Genomic DNA, 23,001 nt, shown 5'->3' on the forward strand with positions numbered 1-23,001 from the left:
ACAGTCGTCTCCGTTGAAGTCGCTTGTTTCCGCGGGGAGTTCAGATGCGCTCGATGATCGTGGCGATGCCCATGCCGCCGCCGACACACAGCGTGGCGAGGCCGTACCGCTTGTCCTGGCGCTCGAGTTCGTCGACGAGCGAGCCGAGGATCATGGCGCCGGTCGCGCCGAGCGGGTGGCCGAGGGCGATGGCGCCGCCGTTGACGTTGATCTTGTCCAGTGACAGGCCCATGTCCTTGGCGAAGCGCAGCACGACCGCGGCGAACGCCTCGTTGATCTCGACCAGGTCGATGTCGTCGATGGTCAGGCCGGCCTTGGCGAGGGCCTTGCGGGTGGCGGGGGCGGGGCCGGTGAGCATGATGGTCGGCTCGGAGCCGGAGACGGCCGCGGAGACGATCCGCGCGCGCGGGGTCAGGCCGTAGCGCTCGCCGACCTCCTTGGAGCCGATCGCGACGAGCGAGGCGCCGTCCACGATGCCGGAGGAGTTGCCCGCGTGGTGGACGTGGTCGATCTTCTCCACCCAGTGGTACTTCTGCAGCGCCACGGCGTCGAAGCCGCCCAGCTCGCCGATGTCCGCGAACGACGGCTTGAGCTTCGCGAGCGATTCGGCGGTGGTGCCGGGGCGCAGGTGCTCGTCGTGGTCCAGGACGGTCAGGCCGCTGCGGTCCTTGACGGGGACGACGGAGCGGTCGAAACGGCCCTCCTTCCAGGCGGTGGCGGCACGCTCCTGCGACAGGGCCGCGTACTCGTCGACGTCCCGGCGGGAGAAGCCCTCGACGGTGGCGATGAGGTCGGCGCTGATGCCCTGGGGGACGAAGTTGACCGCGAGGTTGGTCATGGGGTCGTTGAACCAGGCGCCGCCGTCGGACGCCATCGGGACGCGGGACATGGACTCGACACCACCGGCGAGGACCAGGTCCTCCCAGCCCGCACGGACCTTGGCGGCGGCCAGGTTGACCGCCTCCAGACCGGAGGCACAGAAGCGGTTCTCCTGCACGCCCGCGACCGTGTCCGGCAGTCCGGCGGCGATCGCGGCGATCCGGGCGATGTCGGAGCCCTGGTCGCCGACGGGGCCGACGACACCGAGCACGATGTCGTCGATCGCGGCCGGGTCGAGGCCGGGGAAGCGGTCGCGGATCTCGTGGATGAGGCCGACGACCAGGTCGATGGGCTTCGTGCCGTGCAGGGCGCCGTTCGCCTTGCCGCGGCCGCGCGGGGTGCGGATCGCGTCGTACACGTACGCTTCGGTGCTCACTGGTGTGCCTTTCGGGAGGGTGGGCCGAGCGGGAGTCGGTCGCCGAGGGCGGGGGGCGTCGGGTGACCGGGTCAGTCGCCGTCTGCCATGAGGTCGTCGTTCACGAGGTCAGGTATGCCCCAGTCACGCGCCACCGTCCCGGTGTCGGCACCTGGCCGGGCCGGGCCGGTGCGGACGGTGGTCGGGGTCGCGGAGAAGCGGGGGGCGGGGGCGGGCTGGGTGATGCCGCCGTGCTCGGTGAAGGTGCCGCGGGCGGCCAGATGCGGGTGGTGCGGGGCCTCGCGCAGGGACAGGACGGGGGCCACACAGGCGTCGGAGCCCTCGAAGACGGCCGTCCACTCATCCCGGGTACGGGATCCGAAGCGAGCGGCGACGCGTTCGCGCAGCTCACCCCAGCGGGTCGGGTCCTGGTGCGCCGGTGCCAGGTCGTCCAGGCCGAGCAGGCGCAGGAATTCCTCGTAGAACCTGGCTTCCAGGGCGCCGACCGCCATGTACCCGCCGTCGGCGGTCTCGTAGGTGCCGTAGTAGGGGCAGCCGCCGTCGAGCAGGTTGGCGGCGCGCCGGTCCTGCCAGCCGCCGGCGGCCAGCATGCCGTGGATCATCGCGGACAGGTGGGCGGTGCCGTCGACGATGGCGGCGTCGACGACCTGCCCGATGCCGGTCGCGCGCGCGTGGTGCAGGGCGGCGAGGAGGCCGATGACCAGATAGAGGGAGCCGCCCGCGTAGTCGCCGAGCAGGTTGGCGGGGACGGCCGGGGGCTCGCCCGCGCGGCCGATCATGCCGAGTGTGCCGGTCAGCGCGATGTAGGCCACGTCGTGGCCGGCGCGGGGGGCGAGCGGGCCGTCCTGGCCCCAGCCGGTCATCCGGCCGTAGACCAGGCGGGGGTTGCGGGCGTGGCACTGCTCGGGGCCGACGCCGAGCCGCTCGGCGACGCCCGGACGGTAGCCCTCGAGGAGGATGTCGGCCCGTTCGGCGAGGTCCAGGACGCGGGCGGGGCCGTCCGGTGCCTTCAGGTCGACCATGACCGAGCGCTTGTTGCGGTTGGTGACGTCGTACGCGGGGTCGATCGCGAGTCCAGGACCGCCCGGCCGGTCCACCCGGACCACGTCCGCGCCCAGGTCGGCCAGGAGCATGGCGGCGAACGGGCCGGGCCCGATGCCGGCCAGCTCCACCACGCGCACGCCGGAGAGCGGGCCGGTGCCCGGCGTGGTCGGCGTCCCTGCCGTCGTCATGCGTCCAGCCCCCAAGCGTCTGTGACACAACTGATGTAACACCGGTGATGCTAGGAACACGTACCACCGGACACAAGACCTCAACGAGCAAGCGCTTAGCCAAGTGCCCGGAGTGCCGATCGATCACCCCGGAGAGTGAGGGACCTCGGCCGTGCGGCCGGAGGGCGAGCGCCGTCGAACCCCGCTGGACCCCGCTGCCCCCGGGCTGGTGGTCGAAGTGCGCACCCCCTCACGCTAGCCTCTGCCACCGACAGCGGCGCGGCTGCACGACCAAGGGGTGTCATGAGCAGGCTAAAGACGACAGACCGTCCCTACGACCTCGTGCTCTTCGGAGCGACGGGCTTCGTCGGCAGGCTCACCGCGGAGTATCTCGCCGCGCACGCGCCGAAGGAGCTGCGCTGGGCGGTCGCGGGCCGCGACGAACGCAAGCTGGAGCGGCTCCGCGAGGGGCTGCCCGGCGGTGCGGACGTCGGCGTCCTGCGGGCCGACGTGGACGAATCGGCCACCCTGCGCGCCCTCGCCGAGCACGCGCGCGTGGTGGCCACGACCGTGGGGCCGTACGTGCTCTACGGCGAGGAACTGGTCGCCGCCTGCGCGGACTCCGGTGCCGACTACCTGGACCTCACCGGTGAACCGGAGTTCGTCGACCTGATGTACGTCCGGCACGACGCACGCGCGCGTGAGACAGGCGCGCGCCTGGTGCACGCCTGCGGCTTCGACTCCGTACCCCACGATCTGGGCGTGTACTACACGGTGCGGCAATTGCCGGAGGGCGTGCCGCTGACCGTGGACGGGTACGTGACCGCCGACGCGGCCTTCTCCGGCGGCACCCTCGCCTCGGCGCTGAACCAGGCCGCACGCGGCCGGCGGATGCTGGCCGCCGCGCGGGAGAGGGGCCGGCACGAGCCGCGCCTGATGGGGCGCAAGGTGGCCGCGCCGACGGGCACGCCGAGGTTCGCCAGGGAGGTCGGCGCGTGGGCGCTGCCGCTGCCGACCATCGACGGGCAGATCGTGCGCCGTTCGGCCCGGGCGCTGGAGCGGTACGGCCCCGACTTCCGCTACCGCCACTACGCCGCGGTGAAGCGTCTCCCGGTCGCCCTCGGCGGGATCGCCGCCGTCGGCACGGCGGTGGCCGCCGCCCAGTTGCCGCCCGCGCGGCGCTGGCTGTCGGACCGGCTCAAGCCGGGCGACGGGCCGAGCGCGCAGCAGCGGGCGAACAGCTGGTTCACGGTGCGCTTCGTCGGCGAGGGCGGCGGCCGGCGCGTGTTCACGGAGGTCGCGGGCGGCGACCCGGGATACGACGAGACGGCGAAGATGTTCGCCGAGGCGGCCCTCAGCCTGGCCTTCGACGACCTTCCGCCGACGGCCGGACAGGTCACCACGGCACAGGCGATGGGCGACGCCCTGACCGAGCGGCTGCGCGCCGCCGGGATCACCTTCCGGGTGGCGGCGGCCCGCTAGGTGTATTGACCCGCAGGGTTGTTCACACGGCTGATGGGTGGCCGGCCGCCGAGTGCGGTGTGGCAGCGGTGGTCGGTTGTAGGTGTGGAGGAAGTCTGCCAGGGCCTGGATGCGTTCGGTGTTGCTGGTGTAGGGACGCAGGTAGGCCCATTCGTCGAGCTGGGTGCGGTGGCCCAGGACCGGGCGGGTGAGCTGGAGCGCATCCTGCGGTATTGGGGCGGCAACCTGCGCCATCACACCCTCGAGCCCGGCGACGGGTTCGGCCGTCTACGACTCGGCGTACCAGGAGGTCGGCGCCTGGCGCGTGGTCGCCTCCTGAACCTCCCCGCCGGCCATGCCCCGTGTCGCCCGCCGAAGTGCCCGGCGGCACAGGGCGTCCGCCCTGCGCGTGGTCTCCGGCAGCCGGTACCGCGGGCTCAGCGCCAGGGTGTGCGCCAGCGCGTTGTCCAGGCTCACCCGGTGGCCGACCGAGACGAAGACCGGCTTGACACCGTCCCGGGTGCGCAGCGCGCGCCCGACCTCCTCGCTCCCCGCGAGCAGGGGCGCGGAACCGCCCCGCTCGGGGGCCGGGTCGTCGTAGGTGAAGGTGAACGGGTTCTTGGCGACGCCGATGGTCGGCAGGTCCGTGAGAACGCCCAGGTGACTCGCGAGACCGAAACGGCGCGGATGGGCGAGGCCGTACCCGTCGCACACCACCAGACCCGGCGGGCACGGCAGGGCGTCGAGAGCCGCCCGGACGGTGGGGATCTCGCGGAAGGCGAGGAGTCCGGGGACGTACGGGAAGGAGACCCGGCCGACGGCCGTGGCCTCGGCCAGGACGTCCAGGGTGGCGGCGTCGAGGACCACGGCCGCCGCGGCGACCAGGTCCAGGTCGTCGTCGTAGGCGACGTCGACGCCGGTGACGCGGCCCGTCCCGGGCGGGGGTCCGGGCTCGTCGAGCACCACCCGCCCGCGCAGTTCGTCCTGGACGGCGCGCGCCTCTTCCTCGGTCGCGGGCCAGCCCGCCGGTACGCCTACGGTCGTCATGGTGACCACGACTGTACGAGCGCAGGCCCGGTCGGTGAAGTCGGGGGTAGGCTCCTGATCATGTTCCTGGTCGAGCTGACCTACACCGCGCCCCTCGACGCCGTCGACGCCCTGGTGCCCGCCCATGTGGCGTGGCTGGACGAGCAGTACGAGAAGGGCTTCTTCCTGGCGTCCGGACAGAAGAGCCCCGACGACGGCGGGGTGATCCTCGCCGTCGCCGAGGACCGTGCCCGCATCGAGGAGATCGTCGCGGGCGACCCGTTCGCCGTCGCCGGTGTGTGCGCGTACCGGGTCACGGAGTTCATCGCCACGAAGACCGCCCCGGAACTGGCGCACCACCGGCAGGCGCCGGGCTGAGCCTCCCGGCTCAGCTCTTCTTCGAGTTCAGCGCACGCTGCAGCTCACTCTTGTTCATGTTCGAGCGGCCCTCGATGCCGCGCTGCTTCGCCTCGTTGTACAGCTGGTCGTAGGTCGGACCCTGGGAGCCGACCCGGTTGCCCGATCGCTGGCCGCCGCGCTTGCTGGACGACATGTCCTGCGTCGAGCTGCGGCTGGCGGTCTTGGACTCGCCGGAACGGGCGCGTTCCTTGTTCACCGTCCGCGCGGCGATCTCCTTGGCGCGTCCGGCGCTCTCGCCCCGGTCCTGCGCGCTCTTCTTGATGTGCTCGTACTGACGTTCGCGCTTGGGGCTGGAACCGGCTGGCATGATCGCTCCCTTCCTTTGCGGCGGGAAACGAGTACCCGGCTTGAGGACATTTACCTCGGCCTGTCTGCCGGACGGGGCCGGCTCAGCGTTCCAGGCGGGCCACCCGCCCCTGTTCGCCCGCCGCCCAGCAGCTCAGGTCCGGGGTGCAGGTGACGGTGTCGTAGGAACCGGTGTCGATGGTCCGCCAGGTGCGGCCGCCGTCGGTGGTGAGGTCGGTGCCGGTGGGACCGACGGCGAGCGCGCCGCCGCGGCTGTGCGGGAGCCAGGCGGCGCCGGAGCGGTAGGCGGGCGGGGGCGTGGGGGCGGACCGCCAGGTGCGGCCCCCGTCGGCGGTGACGGCGGCGGCCTGCGGCGAGGGCTGGTCGGGGCGGTAGTCGCCGCCGACGGCGATGCCATGGGTGCGGTCGCGGAAGGTGAGCGCGAAGACGCCCTTGGCCGGATCGCCCGCCGGGACGGGTGTTTCGGCGGCCGTCCAGGTCAGTCCGCGGTCGGCGGAGTGCAGCACGCGCGCGTGGGCGCCGCCGCCGGTGGCCAGCCAGACGTCCTTCGGGCCGGAGGTGACCAGGCACTGGCCGCTCGCGGCGAACCCCGCCTCGCCGTCCAGGGCGGGCGGCATGCCGTCCGAGGGCAGCACCCGCCAGGAGCGGCCGCCGTCGCCGGTGGACAGGATGCGGAACTTCCCGTCGACCGGGTCGCTCAGGGCGAGGCCGTGGCGGCGGTCGAAGAAGGCGAGGCAGTCGTAGAAGGCCTTCGGGTCGGTGTTGCGGAAGGACTCCGTCCAGGTCGCCCCGCCGTCGTCGGTGCGGTACATCCGGGAGGCCTCGCCCTCTCCGATGGCCAGCACCACCGCGCGCCGCGCGTCGAAGGCCTGCACGTCCCGGAACTGCAGCTCGGCCGCCCCGGGCGGAGAGACGTTCCGCCAGGTCGAACCGCCGTCGGTGGTGCGCAGCACCGCGCCGCCGGTGCCGGCGAGCCAGGCGGTGTGCCGGTCGACGGCGGCGAGCCCCCGGAAGCGGACCTGCGGGGTGCCGGGGTCCTTCGCCTCCCAGCGCACGCTTGCCGGTCGCCCGCTCTCCTGCCCGAGCGGCCCGGCCTCGGCCACCGGGACCGTCAGCGCGGCCAGCGCCGCACCGCACGCCACCCCCGCCGCCGCCAGCCTGCTCGTCCGTCCCCTGCGTCGCGTGCTCCCCAAGCGCCTCATGGCGGGCGAAGCTAGCCCATGCCCCCGGCGCCGTCCAGAGGACCGGCCGGCCCGCGCGGGCGCGGCCGGCCGGTCCTTGCAGGGGAGAACATCCGGCGTTCCGCCGTGCATGAAGGCGGTGACCGAGGTCACTCGTTCTGCGTGTGCACGCATCGGCCGGTTCCGTCGTCTCTTCCTGTGCCGGGTGCCACACATCCGGGCGTAGTCCAGCCGTCACGAGGGAGCAAGGCGTTGTCCACCGTCATCGAGCAGCCCGTAGAGGCCCGTCTCGTCGCCGCCGCACCGCGCATGCCGAGCATTCCCGCCACGCTGCGCTACGAGCGGCACGACCCCTTCGCCGTCCGCATGACCTTCCCGGCCCCGGCCACCCTCGAGGGTGTCGAGGTGTGCTGGACCTTCTCCCGGGAGCTGCTGGCGGCCGGTCTCGAGGGCCCGGAGGGCCACGGCGACGTCCGCGTGCGGCCGTACGGCTACGACCGCACGGTGCTGGAGTTCCACGCCCCCGAGGGCACCGCGATCGTGCATGTGCGCTCGGGCGAGATACGGCGGTTCCTGGAGGCGGCCGACGCGCTGGTGCCCGTCGGGCTCGAACACCTCCAGCTCGACCTGGACCACGGCCTGGCCGCGCTGATGCGGGACGCCTGCTGAGCACTTCGCGCGCCTGAGCGCCCCGTTCGGTACCGACAGGCGCGTCGGCCCGCGCGGGACGCCCGGTGCGGTCCGGGGCGCGGGAGCCGAACCCGGAGCGTAATGGCGTTGACAGCTCCGTGGACCCCTCGTACGGTCTACAGCGGTCCTGTTGCCGTCGATTGGAGAAGGACGTTGCTCGTCTGAGGTCCTGAGACACCGCGTTCACACCGGTCAGGTGTGCGTGGCGTACGACCTCGGCGTCCGAGCCGTCCTCCGGCACAGGGCTTTTCCCATGGCCTTCCGAGTGCCCAGACCCCTTCGGTTCTCGCCTCGCGGTGTCTCGACACGCGTTCTGCACCCGACCGCACACCCCCTCGCGAGGCCCTCATGACTGTTTCCCTCACCTGCACCGCCCTGTCCTTCGCCTGGCCCGACGGCACCACTGTCTTCGACGGCCTCGACATGGCCTTCGGCCCCGGCAGGACCGGGCTCGTCGGCGTCAACGGATCAGGGAAGTCCACCCTGTTGAAGCTGCTGGCCGGTGAACTCACCCCGCTCGACGGCACGGTGAAAGTGGCCGGCGAGGTCGGCTACCTCCCGCAGAACGTCACCCTCGACACCACGCTCCGCGTCGATCAGGCCCTCGGCATCGCCGACCGGCGGGCCGCGCTGCACGCCATCGAGGCGGGCGACGCGGCCGAGGAGCACTTCGAGACGGTCGGCGACGACTGGGACGTCGAGGAGCGCGCCCTGGTCACCCTCGGTGAACTCGGTCTCGGCCACATCGGCCTGGACCGCACCGTCGGCGAGGTGTCCGGCGGCGAATCGGTGCTGCTGCGGCTCGCCGCGCTGCTGCTGCGCCGCCCGGACGTCCTGCTGCTGGACGAACCGACCAACAACCTCGACCTGTACGCGCGCCGGCGGCTGTACCAGGCGGTCTCCGCATGGCCGGGCGTGCTGGTCGTGGTCAGCCACGACCGGGAACTGCTCGACCTGGTCGACCAGATCGCGGAGCTGCGCGCCGGAGAGGTCGCCTGGTACGGCGGCAACTTCTCGGCCTACGAGGAGGCCCTCACCGTCGAACAGGAGGCCGCCGAACGGATGGTGCGCGTCGCCGAGGCCGATGTGCGCAAACAGAAGCGCGAACTGGCCGACGCCCAGGTCAAACTGGCCCGCCGCAAGCGGTACGGGCAGAAGATGTACGACTCCAAGCGCGAGCCGAAGATCGTCATGGGCGCGCGCAAACGCGCCGCCCAGGAGTCCGCGGGCAAGCACCGCATCATGCACGAGGAGCGCCTCGCCGAGGCCAGGGAGCGTTTGGACGACGCGGTGGAGGCCGTACGGGACGACGACGAGATCCGTGTCGACCTGCCGTACACGGCCGTACCGCCCGGCCGGCAGGTGCTCACCCTGGAGAACCTGGCGATGGCCTACGGGGGGCGCGTCGAGGGCATCGTCGATCTGCGCGGCCCGGAGCGGATCGCGCTCGTCGGCCGCAACGGCGCGGGCAAGACGACGCTGCTGCGGACCGTCGCCGGGGAGCTGGCGCCGGTGGCGGGCGAGGCGAGGGCGCACGTCCAGCTGCGGTTCCTGCCCCAGCGGCTGGACGTGCTCGACGACGGGCGGACGGTCGCCGAGAACGTGGCCCGGTTCGCGCCGGGCGCCACCAACAACCGGATCCGGGCGCGCCTCGCCCGCTTCCTGTTCCGGGGCGCACGGGCCGACCAGAAGGCGGCCACGCTGTCGGGCGGCGAGCGCTTCCGGGCGACTCTGGCCGCGCTGATGCTCGCCGAGCCCGCACCCCAGCTGCTGCTGCTCGACGAGCCGACCAACAACCTCGACATGGCCAGCGTCCGGCAGCTGACCTCGGCCCTGGAGTCGTACGAGGGCGCGCTGCTCGTGGCCAGCCACGACCTGCCGTTCCTCGAGTCGATCGGCATCACCCGCTGGCTGCTGATGGAGGAGGGAGAACTGAAGGAGATCGCACCGGAGGACATCGGGGCCTCGGCCTGAGACCTGACGTCTCAGGAGGGCCACAGCCGTGCGGCGAGGGTTTTGCCCCGGCCGGAGCGCCCTGCATGATGGCGGACCGGTGCCGCATCCCCGGCACCGGACACCGCACCGTCGACCCGACCGATTCGAAAGGCCCCTCGTGCCCAGCAAGAAGGCCCTCGTCCGCCGCCCCAGCCCCCGCCTCGCCGAAGGTTTGGTGACGCACATCGAGCGGGAGAAGGTCGACGTCGGGCTCGCCGTCGAGCAGTGGGAGGCCTACGTCGAGGCGCTGCACACGAACGGCTGGGAGACCATCGAGGTCGAACCGGCCGACGACTGCCCGGACTCGGTGTTCGTCGAGGACACCGTCGTCATGTACAAGAACGTGGCGTTGATCACCCGGCCCGGCGCCGAGTCCCGGCGGGAGGAGACCGCCGGCGTCGAGGAGGCGGTGGCCCGCCTCGGCTGCTCGGTGAACTGGATCTGGGACCCGGGCACGCTGGACGGCGGTGACGTGCTGAAGGTGGGCGACACGGTGTACGTCGGCCGGGGCGGGCGGACCAACGCGGCCGGCGTGCAGCAGCTGCGGGCCGCGTTCGAGCCGCTGGGCGCGCGCGTGGTCGCCGTACCGGTGAGCAAGGTGCTGCACCTGAAGTCGGCGGTGACCGCGCTGCCGGACGGAACGGTGATCGGGCACATCCCGAAGGTGGACCGGCCCTCGCTGTTCCCGGGCTTCCTGTCGGTGCCGGAGGAGTCCGGCTCGCACGTGGTGCTGCTCGGCGGCAGCAAGCTGCTGATGGCCGCGAGCGCCCCCAAGACCGCCGAGTTGCTGACCGACCTCGGCCATGACGTGGTCACGGTCGACATCGGCGAGTTCGAGAAGCTCGAAGGCTGTGTGACCTGCCTCTCGGTACGCCTGCGGGAGCTGTACGCCTGACCATGTGATCACGTCGCCCGGACAGTCCCGGGACCTGCGGGTCCCGGGGCTGTCCGGCGTGTCGTCCGAACCGGGGTCATGCCTGCTGATCAGCGATCTTTACAGCGTTCTTAACCTACGGCTTCGTAACCTACGGATTCGTAGCCTACGATCTCGTAGGTTTCCGGCACCGCTCGCCGGGCCGTCCCCTTCCTTTGTTCGGCGTCCCCCTGGAGTTCCTGTGACGATCACTTCCCCTCACCTCGGCAGCCCGTCCGTCTGGAGCGACTCGCGGCTGCTGTACGCCCTGGAGGAAGTGGTCGAGAAGGAGCTGAACCGGCATCTGAAGGTCGCCAAGGACTGGATGCCGCACGAGTACGTGCCGTGGAGCGACGGCCGCAACTTCCCGGGCCTGTTCGAGGACGGCCAGGCCTGGGACAAGGAGCAGTCCAAGGTCACGGAGATCGGCCGCATCGCCCTCGTGGTCAACCTGCTGACCGAGGACAACCTGCCCAGCTACCACCACGAGATCGCCTCGCTGTTCGGCCGCGACGGCGCCTGGGGCACCTGGGTGCACCGCTGGACGGCCGAGGAGGGCCGCCACGGCATCGTCATGCGCGACTACCTGCTCACCTCGCGCGCGGTGGACCCGGACAAGCTGGAACAGTTCCGCATGTCCCACATGAGCGAGGGCTTCGAGTCCGACAACCGGCACTCGATGCTGCACTCGATCGCCTACGTCGCCTTCCAGGAACTGGCCACCCGGATCTCGCACCGCAACACCGGCCACCAGTCCGGGGACCCGATCTGCGACCGCATGCTGGCCCGCATCGCGACCGACGAGAACCTGCACATGATCTTCTACCGCAACCTGCTGAAGGCCGCCTTCGAACTCGCCCCCGACCTCACCATGCAGGCGGTCCGGGACGTCGTGGTGAACTTCCGGATGCCCGGCCACGGCATCCCCGGCTTCGAGCGGGCCGCCGCGCAGATGGCGATCGGCGAGGTCTACAACCTGCGCATCCACCACGACGACGTCCTGCAGCCGGTGCTGCGCTTCCTGAAGGTCCTGGAGATCGACGGCCTCGGCCCCGAGGGGCGCCAGGCGCAGGAGGAACTCGGTCTGTTCATGGGCGGTCTGGACGCGGAGGCCGCCAAGTTCGACGAGAAGCTGGCCACTCGCAAGGCCCGCATGGCGGCGCGCGCCGGCGGCTGACGCCTGCCCGTGCGGGCGGCGATGCTCAGTGGGAGGCGCGCCTCAGGGCGAGGCGCTCCTTCTCCGACAGCCCGCCCCAGACGCCGAAGCGCTCGTCGTGGGCGAGCGCGTACTCCAGGCAGGCCGGGCGCAGTTCGCACAGGGCGCAGATGCGCTTCGCCTCGCGCACCGAGCTGCCCGGCTCGGGGAAGAAGAAGTCCGGCCCGGTCTGCGCGCACAGGGCCTGCGCCTGCCAGGTGTCGTCGGCCGGGGTGATGGTTTCGAAGTGCATGACCGGAATCGTGCTGGACGGCGAAAAACGTTCGATCAACGCGAGGTCAACGACGCCGTCAGGGCTTCCGGCCGCCCCGATGATGCTCCCCGCCCGCATGCCCGCGCACGGCGGCGCGCGGGACAGGCGGGAAAACGGGGAGAACGGGAGTACGGGGAGAACCGGTCCGGTCACCCGGTGAGAGCAGGACGGGTCCGGCGCGTCGTGGCGCTCCGGCGGCGATTGTCGGTGGGCGGTGCCAGACTCGGCAGTGCACAGGACGGGACCCCCTTCCGAGGAGGGCGAAGATGCTCACCACCCGTTTCGTCGACGGCGCCCCGAACTGGATCGACATCGGCACCCCCGACATCGACGGCGCCCTCTCCTTCTACGGCGGTCTCTTCGGCTGGCAGTTCCGGTCGGCGGGGCCGGACGCCGGCGGTTACGGCTTCTTCCAGCTCGAGGGCAGGACCGTCGCGGGCGGCATGCAGACCGGCCCGGAGCAGGGCCCTCCGGCCTGGACGGTGTACTTCCGGAGCGAGGACGCGCAGGCCACCGCCGAGGCGGCCGAGCAGGCCCACGGCAGGGTGCTGTTCCAGCCCAGGGACGTGATGGGCCAGGGCCACATGGCGCTCCTCGCCGACCAGGCGGGCGTGCCGTTCGGGATCTGGCAGCCCGGACAGACCAAGGGCGTGGACGTGGCGAACGAGCCGGGCGCGCTGTGCTGGGTCGAGCTGTACACGCCGGACATCGCGGCGGCCGCCGCGTTCTACCACCGGGTGCTCGACCTGGAGACGTCGGCGGTGCCCTTCCCGGGCGGGAAGTACACCTGCGTCAATCCGGGCGGTGCCGGGGAGGACGCGATGTTCGGCGGCATGGTGCCCATGGCCGACGCCCCCGCCGAGGCGGAGGCCGGCCCCTACTGGCTGCCGTACTTCGAGGTCGAGGACACCGACGCCGTGGTCGAGAAGGCCCAGCAGCTCGGCGGGACGGTGCGCATGCCCGCGACGACCTTGGAGGGCGTGGGCCGCATGGCCAAGCTCGCGGACCCGAGCGGGGTGCGGTTCGCGGTGATCAGGAGCGAGTCGTCCCAGGGCTGACCGCGCGGGCCTCGCCGTGCCGACCGCGGACCCGTGCCGACCGCGGGGCCGTGGGGCCTTTGCCGTCGCCGCACCGCTGACGGCTCCGCGGCCGCGGACGGTGGTACGTCCTCGCCGCTTCGCGGGGCTTACGCGGTCGCGCGGCGGATCAGCGTCGTCGGGAGGATCACGCCGGCGTCCGGGGCGAGCCACGCGGCCGGTGCGTCCAGCGCGGTTCCGTCCCGGCCGCGCCCACCCAACAGGCCCCGCAGCAGCAGGCGGGCCATCAGGCGGCCCATCTCCTCGATGTCCTGACGGACCGTCGTCAGCGGTGGGTCGGTCTGTTCGGTGACCGGCACCATGTCGTCGAAACCGATCACGGCCACGTCCTCGGGCACCCGCCGGCCGCGCTCGCGCAGCACCCGCAGGGCGCCGAGCGCGGTCAGGTCGTTGGCCGCGAACACGGCGTCCACGTCCGGGCAGCGGTCGAGGAGTGCCCGCATGGCGCCTTCGCCGCCTGCCGGGGTGAAGTCGCTCTCCACGACCAGCCGGGGGTCGCTCCCGCCCAGGACGTCGTCCATCACGTCCCGGTAGCCGTCGAGCCGGTCCACCGCCGAGGTCTGGTCCAGGGCGCCGGTGATGTGCGCGATGCGTCTGCGGCCGAGGTCCACGAGATGCCGTACGGCCGTACGGGCCCCGCCCCGGTTGTCGCAGTCGACGTACGCCACCTCCGCGCTCCTGTTCGCGGAGCCGTCGGTGCCCTCGCCCCAGCCGGGCCGCCCGCCGAACACGGTGGGCACGCCGGCGTCCTGGATGAGCCCGGGCAGCGGGTCGTCCAGGTGCAGGGAGAAGACGAGCGCGCCGTCGACGTGGCCTCCGGCGAGATACCGGGCCACGCGCGCGTGGTCGTCCCGGCCCTCGGTGAGCAGCAGTACCAGCTGGTTGTCGTGGGCGGTCAGCTCCTTGCTGATGCCGCGCAGCTGGAGGGCGAAGAAAGGGTCGGCGAAGACCCGCGTCTCCGGTTCGGCGATGACGACCGCGACGGCGTCGTGCCGCTTGGTGACGAGGCTGCGCGCCGCCTGGTTGGGGACGTATCCCAGCTCCGCCACGGCCTGCCGAACCCGCTCGGCCAACGGCTCGCGTACCCCGTCCCCGCCGTTGACCACCCGCGACACGGTGGCCCGGGACACGCCGGCCCGCGCGGCCACGGCCTCCAGCGTGGGACGCGACACTGCCTCGGTCACTTCGGGACTCCTCATCGGCGGCTGCCGGTCAGGATAACCGTCCCCGCCCACCGCCACCCGTGGCCCGGCGGCGGGCGGCGGCCCCGGAGAACGGCCCCGCGGTGGGCTCCCGGGCACACGGGGCCGACCGGACGCGCGCTCGCCCGGTGTCCGGCTAGGACGTCGACTCGCGGCGGGCACGGCTCGGCTGGACCCGTTTCGGTTCGCCCGGCATCTTGGGATACTCCGGCGGGTACGGCAGGTCGCCCAGGCCGTGGTCGTGTTCGTCGCGGCGGGCCAGCTCCAGCAGCGCGTCCAGGGAGTAGGCGTGGTCGTCCATGTCGGCGTGCACGTCGCCGACTTCGGCGAAGCGGGCCGGCATGGTGGCGAGGTCGAAGTCGGCGGGGTGCGCCACGCCGACCTCCTCCCAGCGCAAGGGCGCCGAGACGGGGGCGTGCGGGCGGGGACGTACGGAGTAGGCGGAGGCGATGGTGCGGTCGCGGGCCGTCTGGTTGTAGTCGAGGAAGATGCGGCGCCCGCGTTCCTCCTTCCACCACTTGATGGTCACGTGGTCCGGCATCCGGCGTTCCATCTCCCGGCCGACCGCGATCGCGGCGCGCCGCACCTGGGTGAAGGTCCAGCGCGGTTCGATGGGGACGAAGACGTGCAGGCCACGGCCGCCGGAGGTCTTGGGCCAGCCGCGCAGCCCGCCGAACTCGTCGAGGACGGCGCGCAGTTCTCCGGCGGCGCGGACGGCGTCGTCGTAGTCGGTGCCGGGCTGCGGGTCGAGGTCGATGCGGAGTTCGTCGGGGTGGTCGACGTCAGTGGCGCGCACCGGCCAGGGGTGGAAGGTGAGGGTGCCGTACTGGGCGGCCCACACCACGGCGGCCTCCTCGGTGGGGCACATCTCGTCGGCGCTGCGCCCGCTGGGGAAGGTGATGTGGGCGGTCGGGATCCAGTCGGGCATGCCCTTGGGGGCCCGCTTCTGGTAGAACCACTCGCCGCCGACGCCGTCCGGGTAGCGCTCCAGGGTGGTGGGGCGGTCGCGCAGGGCGCGCAGGATGCCGGGACCGACGGCGGCGTAGTACCGGGCCAGGTCCAGCTTGGTGAATCCCCGCTCCGGGAAGAACACCTTGTCCGGGCTGGACAGCCGTACGGTCCGGCCGGCCACTTCCAGTTCCACCGCGTCAGCCATGCGGCCACGGTAGGCGCACCCCGCACGGCTCGCACACCGGGCGGCGGCGCAGGTATGCGAGCAGAATCGGACCATGGATCTGCCGGTGATGCCGCCCGTGAAGCCCATGCTCGCCAAGTCGGTGGCGAAGATCCCGCCGGGTATGCACTACGAGGCGAAGTGGGACGGGTTCCGCTCGATCGTGTTCCGGGACGGGGCCGAGGTCGAGCTGGGCAGCCGCACCGGAAAGCCACTGACCAGGTATTTTCCCGAGCTGGTCGAGGCGTTGCGGGAGCGGGTGCCCGAGCGGTGCGTGCTCGACGGGGAGATCGTGATCGCGCGCAACGGCCGTCTGGACTTCGACGCGCTGACCGAGCGCATCCACCCGGCGGACTCCCGGGTGCGGATGCTGGCCGAGAGGACCCCGGCGTCGTTCGTCGCCTTCGACCTGCTGGCCCTCGACGACCGCTCCCTGCTCGATGTTCCGCTGAGCGACCGCCGGCCCCTGCTGGAGCGGTCCCTCGACCACGTGACACCGCCGGTGCATGTGGCGCCGGCGACGACCGACATCGAGCTGGCCCGGCAGTGGTTCGAGCAGTTCGAGGGGGCCGGGCTGGACGGCGTCGTCGCCAAGCCGCTCACCTCGCGCTACCTGCAGGACGAGCGGGCCATGTTCAAGATCAAGCACGAGCGGACGGCGGACGTCGTCGTGGCCGGCTACCGCTTCCACAAGAGCGGCCCCGTGGTCGGCTCGCTGCTGCTCGGGCTGCACGACGAGCACGGCAGGCTCCAGCACGTGGGCGTGTCGGCCGCCTTCCCGATGAAGCGGCGGGCCGAACTGGTCGAGGAACTGGAGCCGCTGCGGATGGACGACGTGGCGGGGCACCCGTGGGCGGCCTGGTCGGAGGAGGCCGCCCACGAGACGGCCCGGCTGCCGGGGGCGCCGAGCCGCTGGTCGGGCAAGAAGGACCTGTCCTGGGTGCCGCTGAGACCCGAGCGGGTGGCCGAGGTGGCCTACGACCACATGGAGAACGGGCAGCGTTTCCGGCACACGGCCCGTTTCCGCCGCTGGCGCCCGGACCGTACACCGGAGAGCTGCACCTACGCGCAGCTGGAGGAGCCGGTGCGCTACGACCTGGCGGAGATCCTCGGCGAGAAGGACCGGGGCTGAGCTACGGCTGCATGAGGACCTTGACGGCGCCGTCCTGCTTGCGCTGGAACATCTCGTAGGCGTGCGGTGCTTCGGAGAGCGGCACCCGGTGCGTGGCGAAGTCCTCCACGCCGAGCGGGTCCTCGTCCGTGAGGTAGGGCATGATCTGGTCGGTCCAGCGGCGGACGTTGGCCTGTCCCATGCGCAGCTGGATCTGCTTGTCGAACAGGGTGAGCATCGGCATCGGGTCGGCCATGCCGCCGTACACACCGCTCAGCGAGATCGTGCCGCCGCGCCGGACCAGGTCGATGGCCATGTACAGGGCGCCGAGCCGGTCGATGCTGAAGCGTTCCGCGAGGGGTGCGCTGAGCTTGCGCGGCATCAGCGCGGTGGCCGTCTGGGCGAGCTTGGCGGCGGCGCTGCCGTGCGCCTCGGTGCCGACGGCGTCGATCACGGCGTCCGGGCCGCGGCCTCCGGTCTCGTCCCGGATGGCGTGGACCAGTGCCTTCTCGTCGTCGAAGGCCCTCAGGTCGTACGTCTTAACACCCCGCCGGTTCGCCCGGGCGAGCCGCTCGGGCACCAGGTCCACACCGAACACCCGCTCGGCGCCGCGTGCCTTGGCGATCCGGCAGGACATGTCGCCGATCGGGCCGAGGCCGAGGACGGCGAGGGTGCCGCCGGGCGGGACGGCGGCGTACTCGACGGCCTGCCAGGCGGTGGGCAGCACGTCGGAGAGGTAGACGAAGCGGTCGTCCGACGGTCCCTCGGGCACCTTGATCGGGCCGAACTGCGCCTGCGGGACCCGCAGGTACTCGGCCTGGCCGCCGGGCACGGCCCCGTACAGGCGGGTGTAGCCGAACAGGGCGGCGCCCATGCCCTCGCCGGTGACCTGGGTGGTCTCGCACTGGGTGGGCAGCCCGGTGTCGCACATGAAGCAGTGCCCGCAGGCGATCTGGAACGGCACCACGACCCGGTCGCCGGGCTGTAGGTTCGTCACCTCGGAGCCGACCTCCTCGACGATGCCCATGGGTTCGTGGCCGAGGATGTCGCCGGGGGTCATGAACGGCGTGAGCACCTCGTACAGGTGCAGGTCGGAGCCGCACAGTCCGGTGGACGTGATGCGGATGACGGCGTCCGTGGGCTCCTCGATCCGCGGGTCGGGCACCGTGTCGACCCGGACGTCCCGCTTGCCCTGCCAGGTGACTGCCTTCATGGGGTCGCGCTCCCTTGCCTCGCCTGCGCGCCGGTTCGCCCTGGCGCATCCGGCGCGCAGTGTCTGCGTCGTGTGTGCGATGGCGGCCGGGTACCCGTGCGTACCTGCGCGAACCCCTTTCGTGGTCCGGCCGCCGAGCGCGCGTGATCGCAGGCGATCGGATATGGCCAGAGCTGACCGCAAGAGCGCACAATCGGACAACACGGACGGGGGTGGCAACGGTGGGCATCGGACACAGGGCGCGCATACGACGCGCCACACACACGGCGGCTCTCCTGACGGCCGTGCTCGCGGCGTCCCTCACGGCGGGCTGCACCGGCCAGGGCCGGGACGACGACCGCGCCCCGCACCACAGCCCGACACCGAGTCCCTCGCTCTCGACGGCCGGCTCACCGCTCGCCGTGAAGATCGACAACGTCCCCGCGGCCCGCCCGCAGACCGGCCTCGACGCGGCCGACGTGGTGTACGCCGAACAGGTGGAGGGCGGCCTGAGCCGGCTGATGGCGGTGTACGCGACCAGGCTCCCCGCGGCCGTCGGACCGGTGCGCAGCGCCCGCGAGTCCGATCTGGAGCTGCTGCGCCAGTTCGGCCGGCCGACCCTCGCCTTCTCCGGCGCCCAGCGCAAGCTGCTGCCGCTGATCGACAAGGCGCCCCTGCGGGCGAAATCGCCGGACGAGGCCCCGGACGCCTACTACCGGGGCACCGGCCGGGCCGCCCCGCACAACCTCTATCTGCACCCCGCCGGCCTGCTGCCCGCCGCACCGGGCGGGACCGCGCTGACGACCGGCTTCCGCTACGGCCCGGCCCCCTCCGGCGGCACGCCCACAACGTCGCGCACCGTGCGCTACCCGGCCGCCCGGTTCACCTTCACCTGGTCCGCCGAGCGCGGCGGCTGGCTCGTCGCGATGGACGGCACGCCCACGGTGACGACGGACGGCGGGCGGATGGCGCCGCCGACGGTCGTCGTGCAGTACGTGAAGATCCGCGCCTCCGCCTACCACGACGCACTCGGCAACCGCACCCCGTACACCGAGACGGTCGGCTCCGGGAAGGCTCAGGTGCTGCGCGACGGACGGTCCTTCGCCGCCACCTGGTCGCGACCGGCAGCGACGGGCGGTACGACGTTCACGGCGGCGGACGGCAGCCGGATGGACTTCGCCGCCGGACAGGTGTGGGTGGTGTTCGCGCCGGCGCCGTAAGGGAGTGGTCGGCGCGGGGCGGGCGGCGGCCGGGCGGTCAGCTCCGGGCGGCCGGCGGCTCGGCCGGGTTGCGCAGGTCCTCGGCCGCGTCCGCGACCCGCCGGATCAGGTCGAGGAAGACGGTCTGCTCCTCGGCGGACAGCGGGGCGAGGAAGACCTGGTTCATCCGGGCGGTGCGCACGGCCAGTCTGCGGTGGGTGCGCAGGCCCTCGTCGGTGAGGCGGAGCAGGAAGCGCCGGCCGTCCCCGGGATCGCGCACCTTGTGCAGCAGCCCGCGGCGGCCGAGCCGGCTGATGACCTCGGCGATGGTCGACCGGTCCAGTCCCACCCGCTCCCCCACGGTCCGCTGGTCCAGGCCGGGCTCGGCGGCGAGCGCGTTCATGACCGCGAACTGCGGCGAGGTGATCTCCTCGGAGACCATCGTGTTCCACAGCAGGTAGTGCGCCTGCTGGAGCCGCCGGGCCAGGTGCCCGGGATGGGTGGCGAGGTCCACCGCGGCCATGTGCGCTCCCGTGATCGATTCGTTCGTGCACTGAACGATACCTGGTGATCAGAAGTTCTTTCCCTTACCAACAGCCCTGTTTTCCGAGGCCTTGACGGCTTTCGTCTCCGGTGGCAGCGTGTGGGTGCATCTCGCTGAAATACTCAGTGCGCTGATTAATCGCGGAGAGATGGGGCTTCACGGATGGACAAGGTGGTCGCCACGGCCGTGGCGGCGGTGGCCGATGTGCCGGACGGCGCGTCGCTCGCCGTCGGCGGGTTCGGGCTCGGCGGTGTGCCGAACGTGCTGATCCAGGCGCTGTACGAGCGCGGCGTCGGCGGGCTCAGCGTGGTGTCGAACAACTGCGGCGCGATGGACACCGGGCTCGCGGTGCTGCTGGCCGCGGGGCGGATCGCCCGGGTGACCGGCTCGTACATCGGCGCCAACAAGGAGTTCGCCCGCCAGTACCTGGCCGGTGAGCTGGAGGTGGAGCTCATCCCCCAGGGCACGCTGGCCGAGCGGCTGCGCGCGGGCGGCGCCGGCATCCCCGCCTTCTACACCCCGGCCGGGGTCGGCACCCAGGTCGCCGAGGGCGGACTGCCCTGGCGCTACGACGGCCGGGGTGGGGTCGCGCTGGCCTCGCCGCCGAAGGAGGTACGGGAGTTCGACGGCGTGGAGTACGTGCTCGAACGCGCCATCCGCACCGACTTCGCGCTGGTGCGGGCCGCGAGGGGTGACCGGCACGGAAATCTGGTGTTCAGCAAGTCCAGCCGGAACTTCAACCCCCTCGCCGCGACGGCCGGGCGGATCACGATCGCCGAGGTGGAGGAGCTGGTCGAGCCCGGCGAGATCGATCCGGACGCGGTGCACCTGCCCGGCGTCTTCGTGCAGCGGGTCGTGGCGCTCACCCCCGAGCAGGCGGCGGACAAGCGGATCGAGCAGCGGACGGTGAGCAGCTGATGGCCTGGACACGTGAGGAGATGGCCGCCCGTGCGGCCCGCGAGCTGCGGGACGGCCAGTACGTCAACCTCGGCATCGGCCTGCCGACGCTGATCCCGAACCACCTCCCCGAGGGCGTCGAGGTCGTCCTGGAGTCGGAGAACGGCATCCTGGGCACCGGCCCGTACCCCACCGAGGACCAGGTCGACCCCGACCTGATCAACGCGGGCAAGGAGACCGTGACGGTCCTGCCGGGAGCCTCCTTCTTCGACTCGGCGCTGTCCTTCGCGATGATCCGCGGCGGGCACATCGACGTCGCCGTGCTCGGCGCGATGCAGGTCTCCGCCGGCGGCGACCTCGCCAACTGGGCGGTGCCGGGCAAGCTCGTCACGGGCATCGGAGGTGCCATGGACCTGGTACACGGAGCCAGGCAGGTGATCGTGGTGATGACGCACACCGCGAAGGACGGCTCCCCGAAGATCCTCAAGGAGTGCACGCTGCCGCTCACGGGCAAGGCGTGTGTGAACCGCGTCATCACGGACCTGGCGGTACTGGACGTCGACGACGGCGCACTGACCCTGGTGGAGACCGCGCCGGGGGTGAGCGTCGACGAGGTCGTCGCCAGGACCGATGCCGAACTGACCATCGCGGAGAACCTGCTGTGAACACCGTTTACCTCGTCGACGCCGTCCGCACCCCCATCGGCCGCTACAACGGCGGGCTGGCCCCGGTCCGTCCCGACGACCTCGCCGCCCACGCCGTCCGCGCGCTGCTGTCCCGCACCCCGGACCTGGACCCGGCCCGGATCGAGGACGTGTGCTTCGGCAACGCCAACGGCGCCGGCGAGGAGAACCGCAACGTCGCCCGCATGGCCGCGCTCCTCGCGGGCCTGCCGACCTCGGTGCCCGGCGTGACCGTCAACCGGTTGTGCGCCTCCGGCCTGGAGGCGGTGATCCAGGCCGCCCGTGCCATCGCCGTGGGCGACGCCTCCATCGCCGTGGCGGGCGGGGTGGAGTCGATGACCCGGGCGCCGTACGTCCTGCCGAAGTCCGACAAGCCCTTCCCGGCCGCCCACACCGAGCTGTACTCGACCACGCTCGGCTGGCGCATGGTCAACCCGAGGATGGACCCCCAGTGGACCGTCCCGCTGGGCGAGAGCGCCGAACTGATCGCCGACAAGCACAAGATCGGCCGTGAGCAGCAGGACGAGTTCGCCCTCGCCTCCCACCGCAAGGCGGCCACCGCCCAGGAACAGGGGCTGTTCGACGCGGAGCTGGCGCCGGTCCCGGTTCCGCGGCGCAAGGGCGAGCCGGTCGACTTCGACACCGACGAATGCGTACGGCCCGATGCCTCCCTCGCCGCGATGGCCAAGCTCGCGCCGTCCTTCCGGCCCGACGGGGGCACCGTCACCGCGGGCAACGCCTCCCCGCTCAACGACGGCGCCGCCGCGCTGCTCCTCACCGACGAGGAGGGCCTGAAGGCCGTCGGCCGCGAACCCCTCGCCCGGATCAGTGCGACCGGGGTGTCGGCGACCGACCCGCGGTACTTCGGGCTCGCTCCCGTCGAGGCCGTCAACCGGGCACTCGGCAAGGCGGGCAGGTCGTTCGACGATCTGTCGGTCCTGGAGCTGAACGAGGCCTTCGCCGCCCAGGTCCTCGGCTGCCTCGCCGAATGGCCCGAGTTCGACCCGGCGATCCTGAACCCGCAGGGCGGGGCGATCGCGTTGGGACACCCGCTCGGCGCCTCCGGTGCCCGGCTCGCCGGCACCGTCGCCCATCAGCTCGCGCGCCGCGGCTCCGGCATCGGCGTGGCCACCCTCTGCATCGGCGTGGGCCAGGGCCTCGCCCTCGTCCTCGAACGATAAGGAAGCGTCAGGTACCCCATGTCTCTCACCCAGCAGGACATCGACCGGGAGATCGCGGCCGAGCACGCCGCGTACGAGAAGCGGATCGCCGACGGCGCTCCCGTGGAGCACCACCCGCGCCGCGACTACGCGCCCTACCGTTCCTCGGTGCTGCGCCACCCGCAGCAGCCCCCGGTCGCCATCGACACCAGCAAGGACCCCGAGCTGGTGGAGCTTTACTCGCCGGCCTTCGGTGAGCGCGACGTCACCGAGATCGACAACGACCTCACCCGGCAGCACACCGGGGAGCCGATCGGTGAGCGGATCACCGTCTCCGGGCGATTGCTGGACCGTGCCGGGCGCCCGGTCCGCGGCCAGCTGATCGAGATCTGGCAGGCCAACTCCGCCGGACGCTACGCCCACCGGCGCGAGCAGCACGACGCCCCGCTCGACCCGAACTTCACCGGCGTCGGCCGCACCCTCACCGACGCCGAGGGCCGCTACCGCTTCACCACCGTCCGGCCCGGCCCGTACCCGTGGCGCAACCACGTGGGCGCCTGGCGCCCCGCCCACATCCACTTCTCGGTGTTCGGCACGGCGTTCACGCAGCGGCTGGTGACGCAGATGTACTTCCCGAACGACCCGCTCTTCCCGTACGACCCGATCCTGCAGTCCGTGACGGACGACGCGGCCCGGCAGCGGATGGTGGCCACCTACGACCACAGCCTGTCGGTGCCGGAGTTCTCGCTCGGCTACCACTGGGACATCGTGCTCGACGGCCCGGCCGCCACCTGGACGGAAGAAGGACGCTGACC

General features: G+C 72.2%; 23 protein-coding genes and 1 pseudogene. 13 read left to right on the plus strand and 11 right to left on the minus strand.

The window, feature by feature from the left end; translation table 11 throughout:
- Window positions 1–40 precede the first annotated feature (40 nt).
- A complete protein-coding gene (locus ACGFRF_RS04560) occupies window positions 41–1,255 on the minus strand; it encodes an acetyl-CoA C-acetyltransferase (RefSeq protein ID WP_393737121.1) in 1,215 nt (404 codons plus the stop codon).
- Between the two features lie 71 nt (window positions 1,256–1,326).
- Window positions 1,327–2,487 (minus strand): CaiB/BaiF CoA transferase family protein, encoded by a 1,161-nt coding sequence (locus tag ACGFRF_RS04565; protein ID WP_393737122.1) that lies wholly within the window; start codon window positions 2,485–2,487, stop codon window positions 1,327–1,329.
- A 282-nt stretch (window positions 2,488–2,769) separates the two neighbouring features.
- On the opposite strand from ACGFRF_RS04565, the gene ACGFRF_RS04570 reads away from it, so the two are divergent.
- Window positions 2,770–3,948, plus strand: coding sequence for a saccharopine dehydrogenase family protein (locus ACGFRF_RS04570; RefSeq protein WP_393737123.1), 1,179 nt, complete (start codon window positions 2,770–2,772; stop codon window positions 3,946–3,948).
- Here ACGFRF_RS04570 and ACGFRF_RS04575 read toward each other — a convergent pair.
- Both ACGFRF_RS04575 and ACGFRF_RS04580 read right to left on the minus strand, forming a co-directional pair.
- Window positions 3,945–4,119, minus strand: a pseudogene (locus tag ACGFRF_RS04575) (integrase core domain-containing protein); the annotation flags it as partial. The gene ACGFRF_RS04570 and the pseudogene ACGFRF_RS04575 sit on opposite strands and share 4 nt — an antisense overlap.
- 96 nt (window positions 4,120–4,215) lie before the next feature.
- Window positions 4,216–4,974, minus strand: a complete 759-nt coding sequence (locus ACGFRF_RS04580) for an endonuclease V (protein ID WP_393737124.1) — start codon at window positions 4,972–4,974, stop codon at window positions 4,216–4,218.
- Between the two features lie 60 nt (window positions 4,975–5,034).
- On the opposite strand from ACGFRF_RS04580, the gene ACGFRF_RS04585 reads away from it, so the two are divergent.
- Window positions 5,035–5,331: a YciI family protein gene (locus ACGFRF_RS04585; RefSeq protein ID WP_393737125.1), complete on the plus strand. Its 297-nt coding sequence runs from the start codon at window positions 5,035–5,037 to the stop codon at window positions 5,329–5,331.
- 10 nt (window positions 5,332–5,341) lie between these two features.
- Here the strand turns inward: ACGFRF_RS04585 and ACGFRF_RS04590 are convergent, their stop codons facing one another.
- A complete protein-coding gene (locus ACGFRF_RS04590; RefSeq protein WP_393737126.1) occupies window positions 5,342–5,680 on the minus strand; it encodes a plasmid stabilization protein in 339 nt (112 codons plus the stop codon).
- 82 nt (window positions 5,681–5,762) lie between these two features.
- Complete coding sequence (locus tag ACGFRF_RS04595; protein WP_393737666.1) at window positions 5,763–6,836, minus strand: WD40/YVTN/BNR-like repeat-containing protein; 1,074 nt, start codon at window positions 6,834–6,836, stop codon at window positions 5,763–5,765.
- Between the two features lie 276 nt (window positions 6,837–7,112).
- On the opposite strand from ACGFRF_RS04595, the gene ACGFRF_RS04600 reads away from it, so the two are divergent.
- The 4 genes from ACGFRF_RS04600 to ACGFRF_RS04615 all read left to right on the plus strand — a co-directional run bounded on the left by ACGFRF_RS04600 (window position 7,113) and on the right by ACGFRF_RS04615 (window position 11,635).
- Window positions 7,113–7,529, plus strand: a complete 417-nt coding sequence (locus ACGFRF_RS04600; RefSeq protein ID WP_393737127.1) for an SsgA family sporulation/cell division regulator — start codon at window positions 7,113–7,115, stop codon at window positions 7,527–7,529.
- A gap of 369 nt (window positions 7,530–7,898) precedes the next feature.
- Entirely contained in the window at window positions 7,899–9,524 is a 1,626-nt protein-coding gene (locus ACGFRF_RS04605; RefSeq protein WP_393737128.1) for an ABC-F family ATP-binding cassette domain-containing protein, read from the plus strand.
- 139 nt (window positions 9,525–9,663) lie between these two features.
- Window positions 9,664–10,440: a dimethylargininase gene (gene ddaH, locus ACGFRF_RS04610; protein WP_393737129.1), complete on the plus strand. Its 777-nt coding sequence runs from the start codon at window positions 9,664–9,666 to the stop codon at window positions 10,438–10,440.
- 220 nt (window positions 10,441–10,660) lie between these two features.
- Entirely contained in the window at window positions 10,661–11,635 is a 975-nt protein-coding gene (locus tag ACGFRF_RS04615) for an acyl-ACP desaturase (protein ID WP_393737130.1), read from the plus strand.
- 25 nt (window positions 11,636–11,660) lie between these two features.
- Here the strand turns inward: ACGFRF_RS04615 and ACGFRF_RS04620 are convergent, their stop codons facing one another.
- A complete protein-coding gene (locus ACGFRF_RS04620) occupies window positions 11,661–11,906 on the minus strand; it encodes a WhiB family transcriptional regulator (RefSeq protein ID WP_393737131.1) in 246 nt (81 codons plus the stop codon).
- Between the two features lie 287 nt (window positions 11,907–12,193).
- Between ACGFRF_RS04620 and ACGFRF_RS04625 the strand changes: the two genes are divergently transcribed.
- Window positions 12,194–12,985 (plus strand): VOC family protein, encoded by a 792-nt coding sequence (locus ACGFRF_RS04625; protein ID WP_393737132.1) that lies wholly within the window; start codon window positions 12,194–12,196, stop codon window positions 12,983–12,985.
- Between the two features lie 128 nt (window positions 12,986–13,113).
- On the opposite strand, the gene ACGFRF_RS04630 is transcribed toward ACGFRF_RS04625, so the two are convergent.
- Entirely contained in the window at window positions 13,114–14,208 is a 1,095-nt protein-coding gene (locus ACGFRF_RS04630; RefSeq protein ID WP_393737133.1) for a LacI family DNA-binding transcriptional regulator, read from the minus strand.
- 154 nt (window positions 14,209–14,362) lie between these two features.
- Window positions 14,363–15,382 carry a non-homologous end-joining DNA ligase gene (ligD, locus tag ACGFRF_RS04635; protein ID WP_393737134.1) on the minus strand — a complete coding sequence of 340 codons (1,020 nt, stop codon included), beginning with the start codon at window positions 15,380–15,382 and terminating at the stop codon, window positions 14,363–14,365.
- A gap of 73 nt (window positions 15,383–15,455) precedes the next feature.
- On the opposite strand from ligD, the gene ACGFRF_RS04640 reads away from it, so the two are divergent.
- Window positions 15,456–16,532: an ATP-dependent DNA ligase gene (locus tag ACGFRF_RS04640; protein WP_393737135.1), complete on the plus strand. Its 1,077-nt coding sequence runs from the start codon at window positions 15,456–15,458 to the stop codon at window positions 16,530–16,532.
- Window position 16,533: 1 nt separating this feature from the next.
- On the opposite strand, the gene ACGFRF_RS04645 is transcribed toward ACGFRF_RS04640, so the two are convergent.
- A complete protein-coding gene (locus ACGFRF_RS04645; RefSeq protein ID WP_393737136.1) occupies window positions 16,534–17,724 on the minus strand; it encodes a zinc-dependent alcohol dehydrogenase in 1,191 nt (396 codons plus the stop codon).
- 227 nt (window positions 17,725–17,951) lie between these two features.
- Between ACGFRF_RS04645 and ACGFRF_RS04650 the strand changes: the two genes are divergently transcribed.
- Window positions 17,952–18,923 carry a DUF3048 domain-containing protein gene (locus tag ACGFRF_RS04650; protein ID WP_393737667.1) on the plus strand — a complete coding sequence of 324 codons (972 nt, stop codon included), beginning with the start codon at window positions 17,952–17,954 and terminating at the stop codon, window positions 18,921–18,923.
- A 37-nt stretch (window positions 18,924–18,960) separates the two neighbouring features.
- On the opposite strand, the gene ACGFRF_RS04655 is transcribed toward ACGFRF_RS04650, so the two are convergent.
- Window positions 18,961–19,425, minus strand: coding sequence for a MarR family winged helix-turn-helix transcriptional regulator (locus ACGFRF_RS04655; RefSeq protein ID WP_393737137.1), 465 nt, complete (start codon window positions 19,423–19,425; stop codon window positions 18,961–18,963).
- 183 nt (window positions 19,426–19,608) lie between these two features.
- Between ACGFRF_RS04655 and ACGFRF_RS04660 the strand changes: the two genes are divergently transcribed.
- Genes ACGFRF_RS04660 through pcaH form a run of 4 tightly spaced genes read left to right on the plus strand, consistent with a single transcriptional unit; the run spans window position 19,609 to window position 22,999 of the window.
- Window positions 19,609–20,364, plus strand: coding sequence for a CoA transferase subunit A (locus tag ACGFRF_RS04660; RefSeq protein WP_393737138.1), 756 nt, complete (start codon window positions 19,609–19,611; stop codon window positions 20,362–20,364).
- Window positions 20,364–21,008: a CoA transferase subunit B gene (locus ACGFRF_RS04665; protein ID WP_393737139.1), complete on the plus strand. Its 645-nt coding sequence runs from the start codon at window positions 20,364–20,366 to the stop codon at window positions 21,006–21,008. The genes ACGFRF_RS04660 and ACGFRF_RS04665 overlap by 1 nt, the downstream gene beginning before the upstream one ends.
- Window positions 21,005–22,207 (plus strand): thiolase family protein, encoded by a 1,203-nt coding sequence (locus tag ACGFRF_RS04670; protein WP_393737140.1) that lies wholly within the window; start codon window positions 21,005–21,007, stop codon window positions 22,205–22,207. The genes ACGFRF_RS04665 and ACGFRF_RS04670 overlap by 4 nt, the downstream gene beginning before the upstream one ends.
- Window positions 22,208–22,225: 18 nt before the next feature.
- Entirely contained in the window at window positions 22,226–22,999 is a 774-nt protein-coding gene (gene pcaH, locus ACGFRF_RS04675) for a protocatechuate 3,4-dioxygenase subunit beta (protein ID WP_393737141.1), read from the plus strand.
- Window positions 23,000–23,001: the final 2 nt, after the last annotated feature.

This window comes from Streptomyces sp. NPDC048521, from assembly GCF_043199855.1.
In the GTDB taxonomy this organism is placed as follows: domain Bacteria; phylum Actinomycetota; class Actinomycetes; order Streptomycetales; family Streptomycetaceae; genus Streptomyces.